This window comes from Pseudomonas sp. GM17, from assembly GCF_000282175.2.
Lineage (GTDB): Bacteria > Pseudomonadota > Gammaproteobacteria > Pseudomonadales > Pseudomonadaceae > Aquipseudomonas > Aquipseudomonas chlororaphis.
In genome coordinates this window covers 3,898,557-3,912,717 of the sequence record NZ_CP124732.1, presented here as the reverse complement: position 1 = coordinate 3,912,717, position 14,161 = coordinate 3,898,557, and the positions used below count along the sequence as shown (strand labels likewise).

The following is a 14,161-nucleotide window of genomic DNA, read 5'->3' as shown; positions in this document are numbered from 1 at the left end:
CAACCAAACTGCGTTCCTCGCGCCTTGCCCTGCACCAAGCGGGCATCCGTCGCGGCCGCCACCAAAGTCCAATAGACCCTGATGCCCCGAAGTTTGAGGGGTGATCAATGTTAGACAAAGGGCTAACATGCGGGCCTGTTTCGCTTTTTTCCGCCAATTGCCTACTTATGCCCAATCAGACCATCAAGACCCCCTGCGTCGGCCTTTGCTCCACTGTCTACGGTGACCTGGTGTGCCGTGGCTGCAAGCGTTTCCACCACGAAGTGATCCACTGGAACGGCTACAACGAGGAAGAAAAGCACGCGGTGTGGCTGCGTCTCGAGCAATTGTTGGTGCAGGTGATGGCGGCCAAGCTGGAAGTCTTCGACCCCCAGCGGCTGCGCGAGCAGCTGGAGCAGCGCAAGATCCGCTTCGTGCCGCACCAGTCAGAATATTGCTGGGCCTATCAGCTGATCGCCCGCGGGGCGCGGGTGATCAACCAGCTGGAAGCCTATGGGATGGTGTTGCTGCCGGAGTTTCGCGACTGGGAACTGCCGGAATTGCGCGATGCCATCGATCGGGAGTTTTTCCTCCTGTCGGAAGCGCACTACCAGCGTTATATCGCCCCGGGGTTCCTCAAGGACGCCTTTGGCGCCTGACCGCTAAAAGCATCGCGGGCAAGCCTCGCTCCTACAGAAGCACACATTCATCTGTAGGAGCGAGCGGGCGGCGATCCGACTTGCCCGCGATAGCGTTTTCTCTGCTAACCCATCCCTCAATGCTTGCCGGCCACCTCTTCCAGGTGGTCCATGATGTCCTCCGGCTTGAGCACCAGCACGTCGCTTTCCAGGGCATCGAGCACCACTTCCGCGGTATTGCCGATCAGCGCCCCGGAAATCCCGGTGCGCGCCACGGTGCCGATGATGGTCAGCGCCGCCTGCAGCTCATGGGCGGTGTGCGGGATCAGCACGTCCGCCGGGCCTTCCTCTATATGCAGGTGGGTATCGTCGATGTCGAACTCGGCCTGGAACGCCTTGCACTGCTCGCGGTAGCGCGCCTCGATGGTTTCCTTGAGCTGGAACACCGGGTCGGACGCCGACAGCATCGGCGACGGATGGGCGCTGATCACATGCAACTGCGCCTTGGCCAGGCTGGCGATGTCGAAACCATGGTCGATGATGCTGGCATGCAGGGTACGGTGCTCGCCGTCGGTGTTGCCGACATCGATGGCCGCCAGGATCACGCCGCCGGTCCAGGGCTTGGCGGTTTTCACCAGCAGCACCGGGCTTGGGCAATAGCGCAGCAGTTTCCAGTCGGCGGGGGTGAGCAGGGCCTTTTTCAGCGGGTTGTCGGCAAAGTGCTGCTTGATCACCAGGCCACAGCCTTCGGCCTGCTGCACGTCGATGATGGTGCTGTGCAGGCTGTCGTTCCAGGCCTGCTCGGTGGTCACGCTGTAGCCCTCGCTCAGCAGGCTGCTCTTGAGCACGCTCAACAGCGCCGAATGCTCGTGCTTCTTGTCGCACACCAGCAGGTGCAGATGGGCCTGGGTCACCCCGGCGATCAGCTTGGCGCGCTTGAGCGCGAGGCTTTCGGAATGCTCGGGCTCGATGACCACCAGGATGCTGCGGATGGCTTGCATGGTCGGGATCTCCAGAGAGGGATGAAGGCTATGTTGCACAACTATAGTTGCTGCGCGTCGCTGTGGCTGTTGACGCACATCAAGCGCCGCGGCTGGTGGTCTGTGGCGCGACCGGTATAATCGGCGCCCTTCGCCGTGAACCCTTATGCCGTGAGCCCCATGTTATCGATCCCTGAAGTCGCCACCGTCCTGCCTTGCGCGCTCATTTCCTTGAAGGCTGCCCTGAAGGACGAACGACCATGAACCTGCCGGAAATTCACGAGTTCCTCGGCTGCCCCACGCCGGATGCCTGGGTCCAGGCGGCCCTGGCGGATCAGGAAACCCTGCTGATCGACCACAAGAACTGCGAGTTCAAGGCGGCCAGCACGGCCCTGAGCCTGATCGCCAAGTACCACTCCCATGTCGACCTGATCAACATGATGTCGCGCCTGGCCCGGGAAGAGCTGGTGCACCACGAACAGGTCATGCGCCTGATGAAACGGCGCAAGATCGAACTGCGCCAGTTGTCGGCCGGGCGTTATGCCTCGGGCCTGCGCAAGGTGGTGCGCAGCCACGAACCGGTGAAGCTGGTGGACACCCTGGTGGTCGGCGCCTTTATCGAGGCCCGCAGCTGCGAGCGTTTCGAGGCGCTGGTGCCGCACCTGGACGAAGAACTGGGCAAGTTCTACTTCGGCCTGCTGAAAAGCGAGGCCCGGCACTTCCAGGGTTACCTGAAGCTGGCCTATCAGTACGGCGACGCCAAGGACATCGCCCAGGTGATCGAGAAGGTGCGCGCCGCCGAGCGCGAACTGATCGAGTCGCCGGACGTGGAGTTCCGCTTCCACAGCGGCGTGCCTACTCTGTAAAACGGCCCAAGTCGGTTCAAAACTACGGGCAAATTGTAAAAAACTCTTAAAAGCATGAAACATCATTGAAAACCGGCCATCTGGGCCGGTTTTTGCTGTCTGCCCTGGTCTCAGACTTATCCGATGCCGCCTATAATGCGCGCCCCAATTGTGCGCACTCAGACTGGTATTTATGGATAACCCGGGTCTTGGCAAAGTATTGCTGGTGGAAGATGACGAGAAGCTCGCTGGGCTGATCGCGCACTTCCTGTCCCAACACGGTTTCGAGGTCCTGACGGTACATCGTGGCGATGTGGCGCTGGCGGCCTTTCTCGAGTTCAAGCCGAAAATCGTCGTCCTCGACCTGATGCTGCCGGGCCAGAGCGGCCTGCACGTGTGCCGGGAGATCCGCAACGTGGCGGACACGCCCATCGTCATTCTCACCGCCAAGGAAGACGACCTGGACCATATCCTCGGTCTTGAGTCCGGCGCCGACGACTACGTGATCAAACCGATCAAGCCGCCGGTGCTGCTGGCCCGCCTGCGCGCCCTGCAACGGCGCCAGGTGCCGGAGCCGACGGTGCGCGGCGCGCTGGAGTTCGGCAGCCTGACCCTCGACCGCAGTTGCCGGGAAGTGCGCCTGGCCGGCGAGCTGATCGAGTTGACCACCATGGAGTTCGAGCTGCTGTGGCTGCTGGCCAGCTCGGCGGGCAAAATCCTCTCCCGCGACGACATCCTCAACCGCATGCGCGGCATCGCCTTCGACGGCCTCAATCGCAGCGTCGATGTCTACATCAGCAAGCTGCGCGGCAAACTCCAGGACAACCCTCGCGAGCCGGTGTGCATCAAGACCATCTGGGGCAAGGGCTATCTGTTCAATCCGTTCGCGTGGGAGCTCTAGATGCTGCGGCTGTTTCTGCGTCTGTACCTCATTCTGGCGCTGGGGCTGGCGGTGGCCATCTGGGCGGTCAACTACACCTTTTCCGAGCTGTTGCCGGACGCCAACGAAACCTACAACCGCGAGGCCATGCGCGGGCCGGGATACAGCCTGGTCAACCAACTGTCGCCGGTCACGGGAGCGGCGCGCGAGCAGCGGCTGGCCGAGCTGCAACAACACTACGGCATGCGTCTGAGGCTGTTGCAGGCGGATGAGCTGGACCTGTCCGAGCGCGAACGCCAGCTGCTGGCCGAGAACAAACTGGTGGTGCGCGGCGACTTCAGCGAGTTCATCGCCAACCTCGACGGCGGCCCGCAGTTGCTGAGCATCCGCCTGCCGGAAGAGCCCAAGTGGCTGTATTTCTGGGCCTATGCCTTTCTCGGGGCCAGCCTGGCGCTGGTCCTGTATTTCTGGGTACGCCCGCATTGGCGCGACTTGGAGCTGATCCGCCTGGCGGCCCAGCGCTTCGGCAATAACGACCTGGGCTCGCGCATCCGCCTGCCGCGGCGCTCCAACGTGCGCGACCTGGCGCAGCACTTCAACCAGATGGCCAGCCGCATCGAAGGCCTGATCGCCAATCAGCGCGAGCTGACCAACGCGGTGTCCCATGAATTGCGCACACCCATCGCCCGCTTGTCGTTCGAACTCGACCAGCTCAAGCAGTCCGACCCGCGGCAGAACCGCGAGCTGATCGCCGACATGTACGCCGACCTCGGCGAGCTGGAGGAAATGGTTTCCGAACTGCTGACCTACGCCAGCCTGGAACACGGCGCCACGGTGATCAACCGCGAGACCATCCAGGCCCGCAACTGGCTCGACAGCGTGGTCGGCAGTGTCGCCCTGGAGGCGGAGGCGGCGGGGGTGCAGATGGCGATCCGGGCCTGTGAGGTCGAGTACATCAGCATCGAACCGCGGTTCATGGCGCGGGCGGTGATCAACCTGCTGCGCAATGCCATTCGCTACGCCGAACGGCGCGTCGAGGTGTCCCTGGTGCAGGTCGGGCAGGGCTATGAGGTCCAGGTCAACGACGACGGCCCGGGCGTGCCGGTGGAAGGGCGGGCGAAGATCTTCGAGCCGTTCTCCCGACTCGACGCCAGCCGCGACCGCCGCACCGGCGGCTTCGGCCTCGGCCTGGCGCTGGTGCGGCGGGTATCGCAGTCCCACGGCGGCCAGGTCGAGGTGACGGATTCGCAATGGGGCGGTGCGTCGTTTCGCATGACCTGGGCGCAGCTCGAATAGCCCAGGCAGCTTGCGCGCGATAACGTCAGAACGGCCAACACCGCTTAAAAGCTGTACTCCAGCGTGGTCGCCAGCGACGTCTGCAGCCGCCGCTCGACAATCGGGCTGTCCGCCGCCTCCCGCCCCAGGTACTGCAGCGCCAGCACCGTCGATACGTTCATCTGTTCACTGACCGGCACGGTCCAGGTCAGGTCGCCGCCCCGGCTGAGAAAACCACCCTTGGGCCGATAGGCGCCGAAGCGGGTCCTGCCAGCCTGGGCGTTGCTGACGCCATACCAGGTGCGCAGGTAGTCGCCGTCGCCGAACTGGCTGTTGAGGCTGCCCTCGAGGCGCCCGTACCGGCCCTCATACAGCGTGCTGCCGATGCTCAGTTGCAGGTGGTTGTAGGCCGAGCCGGTGTCCGGGTCGTCGTTCTTCTTCAGCGCATGCTGCAGCGTGGCCCCGAGCTCCACGGTGCCCAGGGTGTAGCCCAGGTGGGCGCCAAACTGCGCGCGGGACTTGATCGAGCCCATGCCGGCCAGATGGTCCGAGCCCTTGTAGCCGTGCTTGCGGTCCTTGCGTGCTTCGCTGGGGCCGACCCAGGTGCTGAACGCCAGGTCGCCCCATTCATTGCCCCAGCCAAGGCCCTGTTCGGTGTTGAGAAACACCCCGTAGGGGCTGACGATTTCGCCGCCCAGGATCGGGACGACGCTGTGTTCGTCGCTGCCGCTGTAGCGCGGCAGGCTGGCCACGCCGGTTTGCAGCTGGTACTGCCAGTCCGCGGCGTAGAGCGGGCCGCAGGGCGTCAGCAGGCACAGCGAAGCCAGAGGTAGCGACGCAAGGGACAGGCACAAGGTTTTCGGACGGATCGAGGTCTTCATCGCGGCTAGAAACTCAGCAGGGTGTGGGAGTGGTCGTTGGGAGTGGAATAGGAACTGCCCAGGCCATCGCGCGGGTGCTGGGCGACCTTGCGCGCCGGGGCGACAGGGGCCGGCTTGGCGCGGAGGGCGGTCTTGGGTGGCGTGGCGATTTCAGGCGGCGGTTCGACGCTGGGCTTCGGGGGCGGCGTGCCCTGGCAGCTGAGGCCGCCGAGCAGCACACCAATGAAGAGCGTGAAGAATCGACCGTACATGGCGCACCCGTGGGGAAATGGATGCGCTCATGCTAGGGACGCGGGTGCGGGCAATCTTTGGCAGCTTTGTCGCAAAACTGTCAAAGACTGTGAATGCCCGGCGCTTAGCGTTGCAGGTCCAGGCGTTCATGCCGCTCATGTCTTTCATGCCACTGGGCGATAGATTCCTCGGGGGAGTGGGCGAATTGCAGGTCGTGGGGGTGCCAGTCGATTTCCACCCAGGACGCCCTGGAGTCGAGCATCAGGTGGGTGTGTTCCGGCGGTATCGGCAACGGCGTGTCGATGGCCGAGGCGAAGGGATGGATCAGCTCCGGCCACTCTGGGCTGAACAGCCACAACCCGGAGCTGCAGCGGCTGCAGAAATGCCGTTCGGCGCTGCTGCGCCGGGCACGTTTGCCGGGTTCCCTGAGCAGCGCGTGGTAGATCGAGATGTGCTGGCGGCCGCGGACTTTCAGGCTGGCGGCGTCGCCGCCGAGGTTGATCGCATACCCGCCGCCGCCCTGGGTCTTGCGGCAGATCGAGCAGTAGCAGCGTTGATAGGGGTAAGGGTGGGCGCTGTCCAGGCTGAAGTGGACAGCGCCGCAATGGCAGGAACCTTCGAGTTGCATGACGACCTCCGACGATCCATGGGCTATGACCGTCAGCCTAGCCGCTGTCGGCTGGAGCGTTCGCCATGGGCGCTGGTCGGCGCCGGGTTGACCCTATAGCTACTTCAGGCTTTTTACTGTCGACTCTCTTTATCAGGAGTGATCGACATGAGCTTTTTCGAACGTTTGCTGGGCGGTCATCGTGGCCGTGGGCATGGCGGCTCCCAGGGCGGGCACCAGGGTGACAGGCATGGCGGCGGGCATGGCCGGCACTCCGGTGGCGCAGCGCCGCTCGCGGGCGGCCCGCTGTGTCCGGACTGCGGGGCGAGCAACGCGGCCAAGGCGCGTTTTTGCCAGCAGTGCGGGACCTCGTTGCAGCCCGCCGCGTGCCGCCAGTGCGGCAACACGCTGGCCGCCGGCGCGCGGTTTTGCGCCCAGTGTGGCGGGGCGGCGGGCTGAGGCCGGCCTACAGCGCCAGGTGGTAACGGACCTGGGTCGCGTCGTCCGGGTCGATGGCGCGGTGGAAACCCAGGGTCGCGGCGAGTTCGCGCATGCGGTGATTGGCCGGGCAATCCAGGGAGTACATCTGCTTGAAGCCCTGGCCCTTGGCCCGGTCGACCAGATGGTGCATCAGCAAGGCGTCCAGGCCCTTGTGCTGCCATTCGTCGGCCACGGTGACGGCGAACTCACAGGTGTCCGCGTCGGTGCCGATGGTGGCATAGCGGCTGATGCCGATTTCCCGCAGCGAGCCGTTGTCGTGGACCAGGGCCACGTAAGCCACGCGCTCGCAGCCATCGACATCCATCAACTGGCTGAGCAGGGCCTCGCCGACTTCCTTCACTTCGCCCAGGAAGCGGTGGTGCCGGGTGGTCGGCGAAAGGTTCTCGATAAAGGCCTTTTCCCGCTCGCGGTCTTCGGCGCGCAACGGGCGGATCAGCACCGGGCTGCCGTCGTTGAGGGCGTCTATCCAGTGTTCGCCTTTGTACCGGGCGAAGGCGGCCAGGGCAGGCGTGTGGAGGGCGGTGCTGGTCATGGGCAAGTCTCCGTGAAGGTGCAGAGGTTTGCCTGAACATTCACACCTGTCAGGCGCCGGGCCCTTGATTCAGGTCAACGGGCGGCGGTGTCGCAGAGGGTTTTGCGCCAGGAGGCAGATTGGCCTCCGAGCGATCAGGCCTCGGGCATCAGGGTGGCGATCAGCGCCCGCACGGTGCCGGGCAGGGCCTCCAGCTCACGGACAATGATGCTGCGCTCGCGCACCGCCCAGGCCTCGTCGAGTTTCACCGTCACCAGCTGCATGGTGCGGCTGTGCCGGATCGCGGCCGATTCGGGAATGATGCCGATGCCCACGCCGGCCTCGACCATGCGGCAGATCGCTTCGAAGCTCGACACCTGGATCCGCAGCGACAGCTGCTTGCCGGTGCGCTCCACGTGTTCGCGCAAAAAACTCAGCAAGGTGCTGCCTTCGTGCAGGCCGATGTGCTGGTAGGCCAGGGTCTGCTCCAGGGTCACCGCTGGCTGCGTCGCCAGCGGGTGGTCGACCGGCAGGATCAGCACCAGGTGGTCGGTGCTGAAATGCAGGACTTGCAGGCCACTGGCTTCCACCGGGCCGGCGATGATGCCCATGTCGGCGGTGCCGTCGAGCACGCCACGCACGATGTCGCGGGACAGGCGTTCCTGCAGGTCCACCGTGACCCCCGGGCGTTTCGACAGAAAGCCGGCGAGGATCTCCGGGAGGAATTCGGTCACCGCCGTGGTGTTGGCGAAGATGCGCATATGCCCGGTGGAATCGCCGCCGTACTGGGTGAACTCGCTTTTCAGGTAATCCACCTGGCGCATGATCAGCCGCGCATGCTGCAACAGCCGCTCGCCGGCCGGGGTGACTTCGACGCCGCGGCTGTCGCGGTACAGCAGGCGGGTCTCGAGCTGGCTTTCCAGGGCCTTGATCCGCGCGCTGGCCGCCGCCGGCGAAAGAAAGGCGCGCTTGGCGCCCTGGGTCAGGCTCGGCGATTCGGCGATATGGATAAACAGGCGCAGGTCGGCCAGGTCGAAATGCATGGGCGGGCTCCTGGAGTGAAGAGGGGGCAAAGCGGCGTTCAGCATAACCGAACGCCGGTTTATTGAAATGCAAATTCTCAGAACGCACAGCGGCTTGCATGATCGGGCTCACCACCACCGCAACAGGACCCGACCCGATGAGCGTGACCGACCCCAGCGCCTGGACAGGCCGTAGCCAGCAAGCCCGAGACCTGCTCAGCGACAACCTGCTCAAGCGCATCGCCGCGACCTTCGGCGAACCCGTGCCGGCCCCTGGCGAGGCCTTGCCGCCGCTGTGGCAATGGTGCTTTTTCCAGGAACCCCTGGCCGAAAGCGCCCTGGGTGGCGACGGCCATCCGGCCCGTGGCGGCTTCCTGCCGCCGGCGGCCAATCGCAACCGCATGTGGGCCGGTGGCCGGCTGGAGTTCTTCGAGCCGTTGCGCGCCGGGTTCGAGGCGCAGTGCGTGTCGACCATCAGCCAGGTCGAGGAAAAGACCGGGCGCACCGGCGCGCTGCTGTTCGTCACGGTGCGCCATGAGTATTCCCAGGACGGTCGCCTGGCGATTCGCGAGGAACAGGACATCGTCTACCGCGAACCGACCCCGCCCAAGCAGGCCAGCGGCGAGCCGCTGATCCAGGGCGACTGGCGCGAAACCGTCGAGCCCAGCCCGACCCTGCTGTTCCGCTACAGCGCCGTGACCTTCAACGGCCATCGCATCCACTACGACTTTCCCTATGTCACCGCGACCGAAGGTTATCCGGGGCTGGTGGTCCACGGCCCATTGATCGCCACCCTCAGCCTGCGCGCTTTCTGCCGCGCCCACCCTGGAGCCCGGCTGCGGCGGTTTTCTTATCGCGGCCTGCGGCCCTTGATCGCGCCGCAGCCGTTCGAGGTCGGCGGGCACATCGTCCGCCCCGGCGTCGCCGAGCTCTGGGCCGGCAACGACGCCGGCCTGGCCCAGCGCGGCGAAGTGCTGTTCGACGCCATCCCGGAATGACCCCATCCCAGCACAATAACCACAGGCGGAGAGCCGTTCGATGAACCCCAACAGCAATGAAGAATTGAATGCCATCCGTGAAGGCGTGCGGGCCCTGTGCGCCGAGTTCGATGCCGCCTACTGGCGCAAGATCGATGAAGAAAAAGGTTTCCCGGAACGCTTCGTCAAGGCCCTGACCGACGCCGGCTGGCTGGCGGCGATGATCCCGGCCGAATACGGCGGCTCGGGCCTGGGCCTGGCCGAAGCCTCGGTGATCCTGGAGGAGGTGAACCGCTGCGGCGGCAACTCCGGCACCGTGCACGGGCAGATGTACAACATGTTCACCCTGCTGCGGCACGGCAGCGAAGCGCAGAAGCGTTTCTACCTGCCAAAGCTCGCCAGCGGCGAACTGCGCCTGCAATCGATGGGCGTCACCGAGCCTACCACCGGCACCGACACCACCAAGATCAAGACCACCGCGATCAAGCATGGCGACAAGTACCTGATCAACGGGCAGAAGGTGTGGATCTCGCGGATCCAGCATTCCGACCTGATGATCCTGCTGGCGCGCACTACGCCGCTGGCCGAGGTCAAGAAGAAATCCGAAGGCATGTCGATCTTCCTGGTCGACCTGCGCGAGGCCATCGGCCACGGCCTGACCGTGCAGCCGATCGCCAACATGGTCAACCACGAGACCAACGAGCTGTTCTTCGACAACCTGGAAATCCCCGCCGATAGCCTGATCGGCGAGGAGGGCAAGGGCTTCAAGTACATCCTCGACGGCCTCAACGCCGAGCGCACGCTGATTGCCGCCGAGTGCATCGGCGACGGCCGCTGGTTTATCGAAAAGGCCAGCCAGTACGCCCGCGACCGCGTGGTGTTCGGCCGGCCCATCGGGCAGAACCAGGGCGTGCAGTTCCCCATCGCCGAAGCCCATGTCGAGATCGAGGCCGCCGACCTGATGCGCTGGCGCGCCTGCGAGGAATACGACAGCGGCCTTAACGCCGGGGCCAGCGCCAACATGGCCAAGTACCTGGCGGCCAAGGCCTCGTGGGAGGCGGCCAACGCCTGCCTGCAGACCCACGGCGGTTTCGGCTTCGCCTGCGAATACGACGTCGAGCGCAAGTTCCGCGAGACCCGCCTGTACCAGGTGGCGCCGATCTCCACCAACCTGATCCTGTCCTATGTGGCCGAGCATCTGCTCGAACTGCCGCGCAGCTTCTGAGGAACCGAGCATGAGCCATACCCAAGCCTTGGCCGGGTTCCTTGCCGGCCTGAGTTACCCGCAGTTGCCCGACAGCGTGCTGGCGCGCACCGAAGAGCTGTTCCTCGACTGGCTCGGCTCGGCGCTGGCCAGCCAGGGCGCGCATCCGATCCCGTTGTTCGAGCGTTACGCCCAGCAGATGGGCCCGGCCGATGGTCCGGCGCGGATCCTGGTCAACGGCCGCGGCAGCTCGGCCTATTTCGCCGCCCTGGTGAACGCCGCGTGTTCCCATCTGGTGGAGCAGGACGACCTGCACAACAGCTCGGTGCTGCACCCGGCCACCGTGGTGTTCCCGGCCGCGTTGGCGGCGGCCCAGGACCTGGGCAAGTCCGGCCAGGAACTGCTGCTGGCGGCGGTGGCCGGCTACGAGGCGGGGATTCGCATTGGCGAGTTCATGGGCCGTTCCCATTACCGGATCTTCCACACCACGGCCACCGTCGGCACCCTCGCGGCGGCGGTGGCGGTGGGCAAGTTGATGGACTTCGACCAGGTGCAGTTCATCAATCTGCTGGGCAGCGCCGGGACCCAGGCTGCCGGCCTCTGGGAGTTTTTGCGCGACGCCGCGGACTCCAAGCAGCTGCACACGGCCAAGGCCGCGGCCGACGGACTGCTCGCCGCCTACCTGACCCGCGACGGGCTGAGCGGCGCGCGCAATATTCTCGAAGGCGAGCAGGGCATGGCCGCGGGCATGTCCTGGGATGCCGAGCCGGTGCGCCTGTCCGACCGTCTGGGCAGTCGCTGGGCCTTGCTGGAAACCTCGTTCAAGTTCCACGCCTCCTGCCGCCATACCCACCCGGCCGCCGACGCCTTGCTGGCGCTGATGCAGCGCGAAGGCCTCAGCCATGAGCAGATCGCTAGCGTGGAAACCCGCGTGCACCAGGGTGCCATCGATGTGCTGGGGCGGGTGAGCGTGCCGCAGACCGTGCACCAGGCCAAGTTCTCCATGGGCACCGTGCTCGGCCTGATCGCCGTGCATGGCAAGGCCGGGCTGCCGGAGTTCCAGGAGCTGGCGCTGAACGACCCGGCGGTGGCGGCGTTTCGCGACAAGGTGTCGATGGTCCTCGACCCCGAGGTCGATCGTGCCTATCCGCAGCGTTGGCTGGGCCGTGTAGTGGTCAGCACCGACGATGGCCGCACCCTGCACGGTGCCATCGACGAGCCCAAGGGCGATCTGGGCAATGGCCTGTCGCGGGCCGAGCTGGCGGACAAGTTCCAGCGCCTGCTGCGCTTCTCCGGCGCGCGTACCCCGGAGCAGGGCGCGGCCCTGATCCGCCAGGTGTGGAACCTGCGCGACACCGCGCAATTGAACGAATTGCTCTGAGCCCGCCCCGAGGACGCCTTATGACACTCAATACCGCACAACCCCGGCCGCTGGACGGCATCACCGTGGTCAGCCTGGAACACGCCATCGCCGCGCCGTTCTGCACCCGCCAACTGGCCGACCTGGGCGCCCGGGTGATCAAGGTCGAGCGCCCCGGCAGCGGCGATTTTGCCCGTGGCTACGACGAGCGCGTGCGCGGCCTGGCCTCGCATTTCGTCTGGACCAACCGTTCCAAGGAAAGCCTGACCCTGGACCTCAAGCAGGACGCCGCCGGCGACATTCTTGAACGCCTGCTGGCCCAGGCCGACGTGCTGGTGCAGAACCTCGCGCCGGACGCGGCGGCGCGCATGGGCCTGTCGTTCGAGGCGCTGCATGAACGCTTTCCGCGGCTGATCGTCTGCGACATTTCCGGTTATGGCGAGGGCGGCCCTTATGAGAAGAAAAAGGCCTACGACTTGCTGATCCAGAGCGAGGGCGGGTTCCTGTCGGTGACCGGCGGCCCGGGCGAGGAGCAACTGGCCAAGGCCGGCTGCTCGATCGCCGACATCGCCGCCGGCATGTACGCCTACAGCGGCATCCTCTCGGCGCTGTTGCTGCGCGGCAGGACCGGGCAGGGCAGCCGCATCGACGTGAGCATGCTGGAAAGCCTGGTGGAGTGGATGGGCTACCCGATGTACTACGCCTTCGACGGCGCGCCGCCACCGCCCCGGGCCGGCGCGGCGCACTCGACCATTTACCCCTACGGGCCGTTCCCGGCGGGGGATGGCGGCACGGTGATGCTCGGCCTGCAGAACGAGCGCGAATGGGCGGCGTTCTGCGACAAGGTGCTGCTGATGCCGGAGCTGGCCGGTGACGAACGCTTCTCGGCCAACTTCAAGCGCTCGGCCAATCGCGAGGCGCTGCGGCAGATCATCGTCGACAGCTTCGCCCGGCTGACGGTGGAGGCGGTGATCGAGCGGCTGGAGCAGGCGCAGATCGCCAGCGCCCGGGTCAACGACATGCAGGGCGTGTGGCAGCACCCGCAGCTCAAGGCCCGCGACGGCTGGCGCGAGGTCGACAGCCCGGCCGGCAAGCTGCCGTCGCTGCTGCCGCCGGCGCGCAATGCCGCGTTCGAGCCGCGCATGGACGGCGTTCCCGGGCTGGGCCAGCACAGCGGCGCGATCCTCGCCGAACTGGGCCTGTCCAGCGATGCCATCGAGCAGTTGCAGACCAATGGCGTGATCTGAAACCCCTCGTTCCTGCAGGGGCTGGCACGGATAGGTCCGTTGACGTGGGTGGCCTCTGTAGGAGCCAAGCTTGCTGGCGAAGGGGCCCTTGAGATCGGCATCGCCCTCAAGGGCCTCTCGCGGGCAAGCATGCGCCGTCAAGGCACAGATAATCCGGTCCGCGGACCCCGCATCACTTACAAGGAATTCAACATGTCCAACCCTATTGTCCGCTCCGCCTTGTTCGTCCCGGGCAGCCGTCCCGAGCGTTTCGGCAAGGCCCTGGCCAGCGGCGCCGACGTGGTGATCGTCGACTTCGAGGACGCCGTGGAAGAGCCGCTCAAGCGCCAGGCCCGGGACAACCTCGGCCAGTACCTCAACAGCCAGCCCCAGGCGCGGCTGTGGGTGCGGGTCAATGCCCCGGAACATGCCGAACATGCCGCCGACCTGGGGTTCTGCAAAGCCCAGGCCGGGGTGGTCGGCATCCTGCTGCCCAAGGTCGAAAGCGCCGCCCAGGTGGCGACCGTGGCGGCCACCGGCAAGCAGATCTGGCCGATCATCGAAAGCGCGCGCGGGCTCTTGGCTTTGGCGGAAATCGCCCGGGCTCCTGCGGTGCAGCGCCTGTCTTTCGGCGGCCTGGACCTGGCACTGGACCTCAACCTGTGCAGCGGTTCGGCGGCGGCGCAGTTCGCCCTCGACCAGGCGCGGCTGGCGCTGATCCTGCACTCGCGCGCCGCCGGCCTGGTGCCGCCATTGGATGGCGTGCACCCGGCCATCGACGACCCCGAAGGTTTGCGCCAGTCCATTCGCCACGCCTATGAAATGGGTTTTGCCGGCGCCTTGTGCATCCACCCGAAACAGGTGCCGGTGATCCACCAGGCCCTGGCCCCCAGCTCCGAAGACCTGGCCTGGGCGCAACGGGTGGTGGACGCCGGCAGCCACGGCGCCGGCGCCTACCAGATCGACGGCCAGATGGTCGACGCGCCAGTGCTGCTGCGGGCCCAGCGCTTGTTGGCGCTGAGTCCCTGAATACTGCAATCGCGC

16 protein-coding genes are annotated in these 14,161 nt (G+C 65.8%); 10 read left to right on the top strand and 6 right to left on the bottom strand.

The annotated features are described in order from the left end of the window. Positions 1–167: 167 nt before the first annotated feature. Complete coding sequence (locus PMI20_RS17605; protein ID WP_009043436.1) at positions 168–638, top strand: DUF1289 domain-containing protein; 471 nt, start codon at positions 168–170, stop codon at positions 636–638. Positions 639–754: 116 nt separating this feature from the next. Here PMI20_RS17605 and uspL read toward each other — a convergent pair whose 3' ends face one another. After that, complete coding sequence (uspL, locus tag PMI20_RS17600; RefSeq protein WP_007923862.1) at positions 755–1,618, bottom strand: universal stress protein UspL; 864 nt, start codon at positions 1,616–1,618, stop codon at positions 755–757. Between the two features lie 239 nt (positions 1,619–1,857). On the opposite strand from uspL, the gene PMI20_RS17595 reads away from it, so the two are divergent. The 3 genes from PMI20_RS17595 (at position 1,858) to PMI20_RS17585 (ending at position 4,618) form a co-directional block, all read left to right on the top strand. Then, positions 1,858–2,463: a MiaE family protein gene (locus PMI20_RS17595; RefSeq protein ID WP_007923860.1), complete on the top strand. Its 606-nt coding sequence runs from the start codon at positions 1,858–1,860 to the stop codon at positions 2,461–2,463. Positions 2,464–2,635: 172 nt separating this feature from the next. Then, on the top strand, positions 2,636–3,343 hold the full coding sequence (locus tag PMI20_RS17590) for a winged helix-turn-helix domain-containing protein (protein ID WP_007923858.1): 708 nt from the start codon (positions 2,636–2,638) through the stop codon (positions 3,341–3,343). Then, complete coding sequence (locus PMI20_RS17585; protein ID WP_284168414.1) at positions 3,344–4,618, top strand: ATP-binding protein; 1,275 nt, start codon at positions 3,344–3,346, stop codon at positions 4,616–4,618. Positions 4,619–4,662: 44 nt separating this feature from the next. Here PMI20_RS17585 and PMI20_RS17580 read toward each other — a convergent pair whose 3' ends face one another. The 3 genes from PMI20_RS17580 to PMI20_RS17570 form a co-directional block, all read right to left on the bottom strand. Continuing rightward, positions 4,663–5,478, bottom strand: a complete 816-nt coding sequence (locus PMI20_RS17580) for a MipA/OmpV family protein (protein ID WP_007931245.1) — start codon at positions 5,476–5,478, stop codon at positions 4,663–4,665. Positions 5,479–5,483: 5 nt separating this feature from the next. Further along, complete coding sequence (locus PMI20_RS17575) at positions 5,484–5,729, bottom strand: hypothetical protein (protein WP_007931247.1); 246 nt, start codon at positions 5,727–5,729, stop codon at positions 5,484–5,486. Positions 5,730–5,833: 104 nt separating this feature from the next. Beyond that, positions 5,834–6,337 (bottom strand): GFA family protein, encoded by a 504-nt coding sequence (locus tag PMI20_RS17570; protein WP_007931248.1) that lies wholly within the window; start codon positions 6,335–6,337, stop codon positions 5,834–5,836. A 147-nt stretch (positions 6,338–6,484) separates the two neighbouring features. Here PMI20_RS17570 and PMI20_RS17565 point away from each other — a divergent pair, with 147 nt between their 5' ends. Further along, positions 6,485–6,775: a double zinc ribbon domain-containing protein gene (locus PMI20_RS17565; RefSeq protein WP_007931249.1), complete on the top strand. Its 291-nt coding sequence runs from the start codon at positions 6,485–6,487 to the stop codon at positions 6,773–6,775. A 7-nt stretch (positions 6,776–6,782) separates the two neighbouring features. On the opposite strand, the gene PMI20_RS17560 is transcribed toward PMI20_RS17565, so the two are convergent. Beyond that, positions 6,783–7,349, bottom strand: coding sequence for a GNAT family N-acetyltransferase (locus PMI20_RS17560; protein WP_007931250.1), 567 nt, complete (start codon positions 7,347–7,349; stop codon positions 6,783–6,785). A 134-nt stretch (positions 7,350–7,483) separates the two neighbouring features. Next, positions 7,484–8,371, bottom strand: coding sequence for a LysR family transcriptional regulator (locus tag PMI20_RS17555; RefSeq protein ID WP_007931251.1), 888 nt, complete (start codon positions 8,369–8,371; stop codon positions 7,484–7,486). Between the two features lie 137 nt (positions 8,372–8,508). On the opposite strand from PMI20_RS17555, the gene PMI20_RS17550 reads away from it, so the two are divergent. The 5 genes from PMI20_RS17550 (at position 8,509) to PMI20_RS17530 (ending at position 14,146) form a co-directional block, all read left to right on the top strand. Continuing rightward, positions 8,509–9,348, top strand: a complete 840-nt coding sequence (locus PMI20_RS17550) for an HTD2 family dehydratase (protein ID WP_007931253.1) — start codon at positions 8,509–8,511, stop codon at positions 9,346–9,348. Between the two features lie 40 nt (positions 9,349–9,388). Next, positions 9,389–10,552, top strand: a complete 1,164-nt coding sequence (locus tag PMI20_RS17545; RefSeq protein WP_007931254.1) for an acyl-CoA dehydrogenase family protein — start codon at positions 9,389–9,391, stop codon at positions 10,550–10,552. A 10-nt stretch (positions 10,553–10,562) separates the two neighbouring features. Next, entirely contained in the window at positions 10,563–11,912 is a 1,350-nt protein-coding gene (locus tag PMI20_RS17540; RefSeq protein WP_007931255.1) for an MmgE/PrpD family protein, read from the top strand. Positions 11,913–11,932: 20 nt separating this feature from the next. Continuing rightward, on the top strand, positions 11,933–13,138 hold the full coding sequence (locus tag PMI20_RS17535; RefSeq protein ID WP_007931256.1) for a CaiB/BaiF CoA transferase family protein: 1,206 nt from the start codon (positions 11,933–11,935) through the stop codon (positions 13,136–13,138). A 192-nt stretch (positions 13,139–13,330) separates the two neighbouring features. Further along, positions 13,331–14,146, top strand: a complete 816-nt coding sequence (locus tag PMI20_RS17530) for an HpcH/HpaI aldolase/citrate lyase family protein (RefSeq protein ID WP_007931257.1) — start codon at positions 13,331–13,333, stop codon at positions 14,144–14,146. Positions 14,147–14,161 lie beyond the last annotated feature (15 nt).

Bases quoted from the DNA above. Each gene is read 5' to 3' on its own strand.
- PMI20_RS17605 (WP_009043436.1), top strand. From the start codon at position 168: ATGCCCAATCAGACCATCAAGACCCCCTGCGTCGGCCTTTGCTCCACT.
- uspL (WP_007923862.1), bottom strand. From the start codon at position 1,618: ATGCAAGCCATCCGCAGCATCCTGGTGGTCATCGAGCCCGAGCATTCC.
- PMI20_RS17595 (WP_007923860.1), top strand. From the start codon at position 1,858: ATGAACCTGCCGGAAATTCACGAGTTCCTCGGCTGCCCCACGCCGGAT.
- PMI20_RS17590 (WP_007923858.1), top strand. From the start codon at position 2,636: ATGGATAACCCGGGTCTTGGCAAAGTATTGCTGGTGGAAGATGACGAG.
- PMI20_RS17585 (WP_284168414.1), top strand. From the start codon at position 3,344: ATGCTGCGGCTGTTTCTGCGTCTGTACCTCATTCTGGCGCTGGGGCTG.
- PMI20_RS17580 (WP_007931245.1), bottom strand. From the start codon at position 5,478: ATGAAGACCTCGATCCGTCCGAAAACCTTGTGCCTGTCCCTTGCGTCG.
- PMI20_RS17575 (WP_007931247.1), bottom strand. From the start codon at position 5,729: ATGTACGGTCGATTCTTCACGCTCTTCATTGGTGTGCTGCTCGGCGGC.
- PMI20_RS17570 (WP_007931248.1), bottom strand. From the start codon at position 6,337: ATGCAACTCGAAGGTTCCTGCCATTGCGGCGCTGTCCACTTCAGCCTG.
- PMI20_RS17565 (WP_007931249.1), top strand. From the start codon at position 6,485: ATGAGCTTTTTCGAACGTTTGCTGGGCGGTCATCGTGGCCGTGGGCAT.
- PMI20_RS17560 (WP_007931250.1), bottom strand. From the start codon at position 7,349: ATGACCAGCACCGCCCTCCACACGCCTGCCCTGGCCGCCTTCGCCCGG.
- PMI20_RS17555 (WP_007931251.1), bottom strand. From the start codon at position 8,371: ATGCATTTCGACCTGGCCGACCTGCGCCTGTTTATCCATATCGCCGAA.
- PMI20_RS17550 (WP_007931253.1), top strand. From the start codon at position 8,509: ATGAGCGTGACCGACCCCAGCGCCTGGACAGGCCGTAGCCAGCAAGCC.
- PMI20_RS17545 (WP_007931254.1), top strand. From the start codon at position 9,389: ATGAACCCCAACAGCAATGAAGAATTGAATGCCATCCGTGAAGGCGTG.
- PMI20_RS17540 (WP_007931255.1), top strand. From the start codon at position 10,563: ATGAGCCATACCCAAGCCTTGGCCGGGTTCCTTGCCGGCCTGAGTTAC.
- PMI20_RS17535 (WP_007931256.1), top strand. From the start codon at position 11,933: ATGACACTCAATACCGCACAACCCCGGCCGCTGGACGGCATCACCGTG.
- PMI20_RS17530 (WP_007931257.1), top strand. From the start codon at position 13,331: ATGTCCAACCCTATTGTCCGCTCCGCCTTGTTCGTCCCGGGCAGCCGT.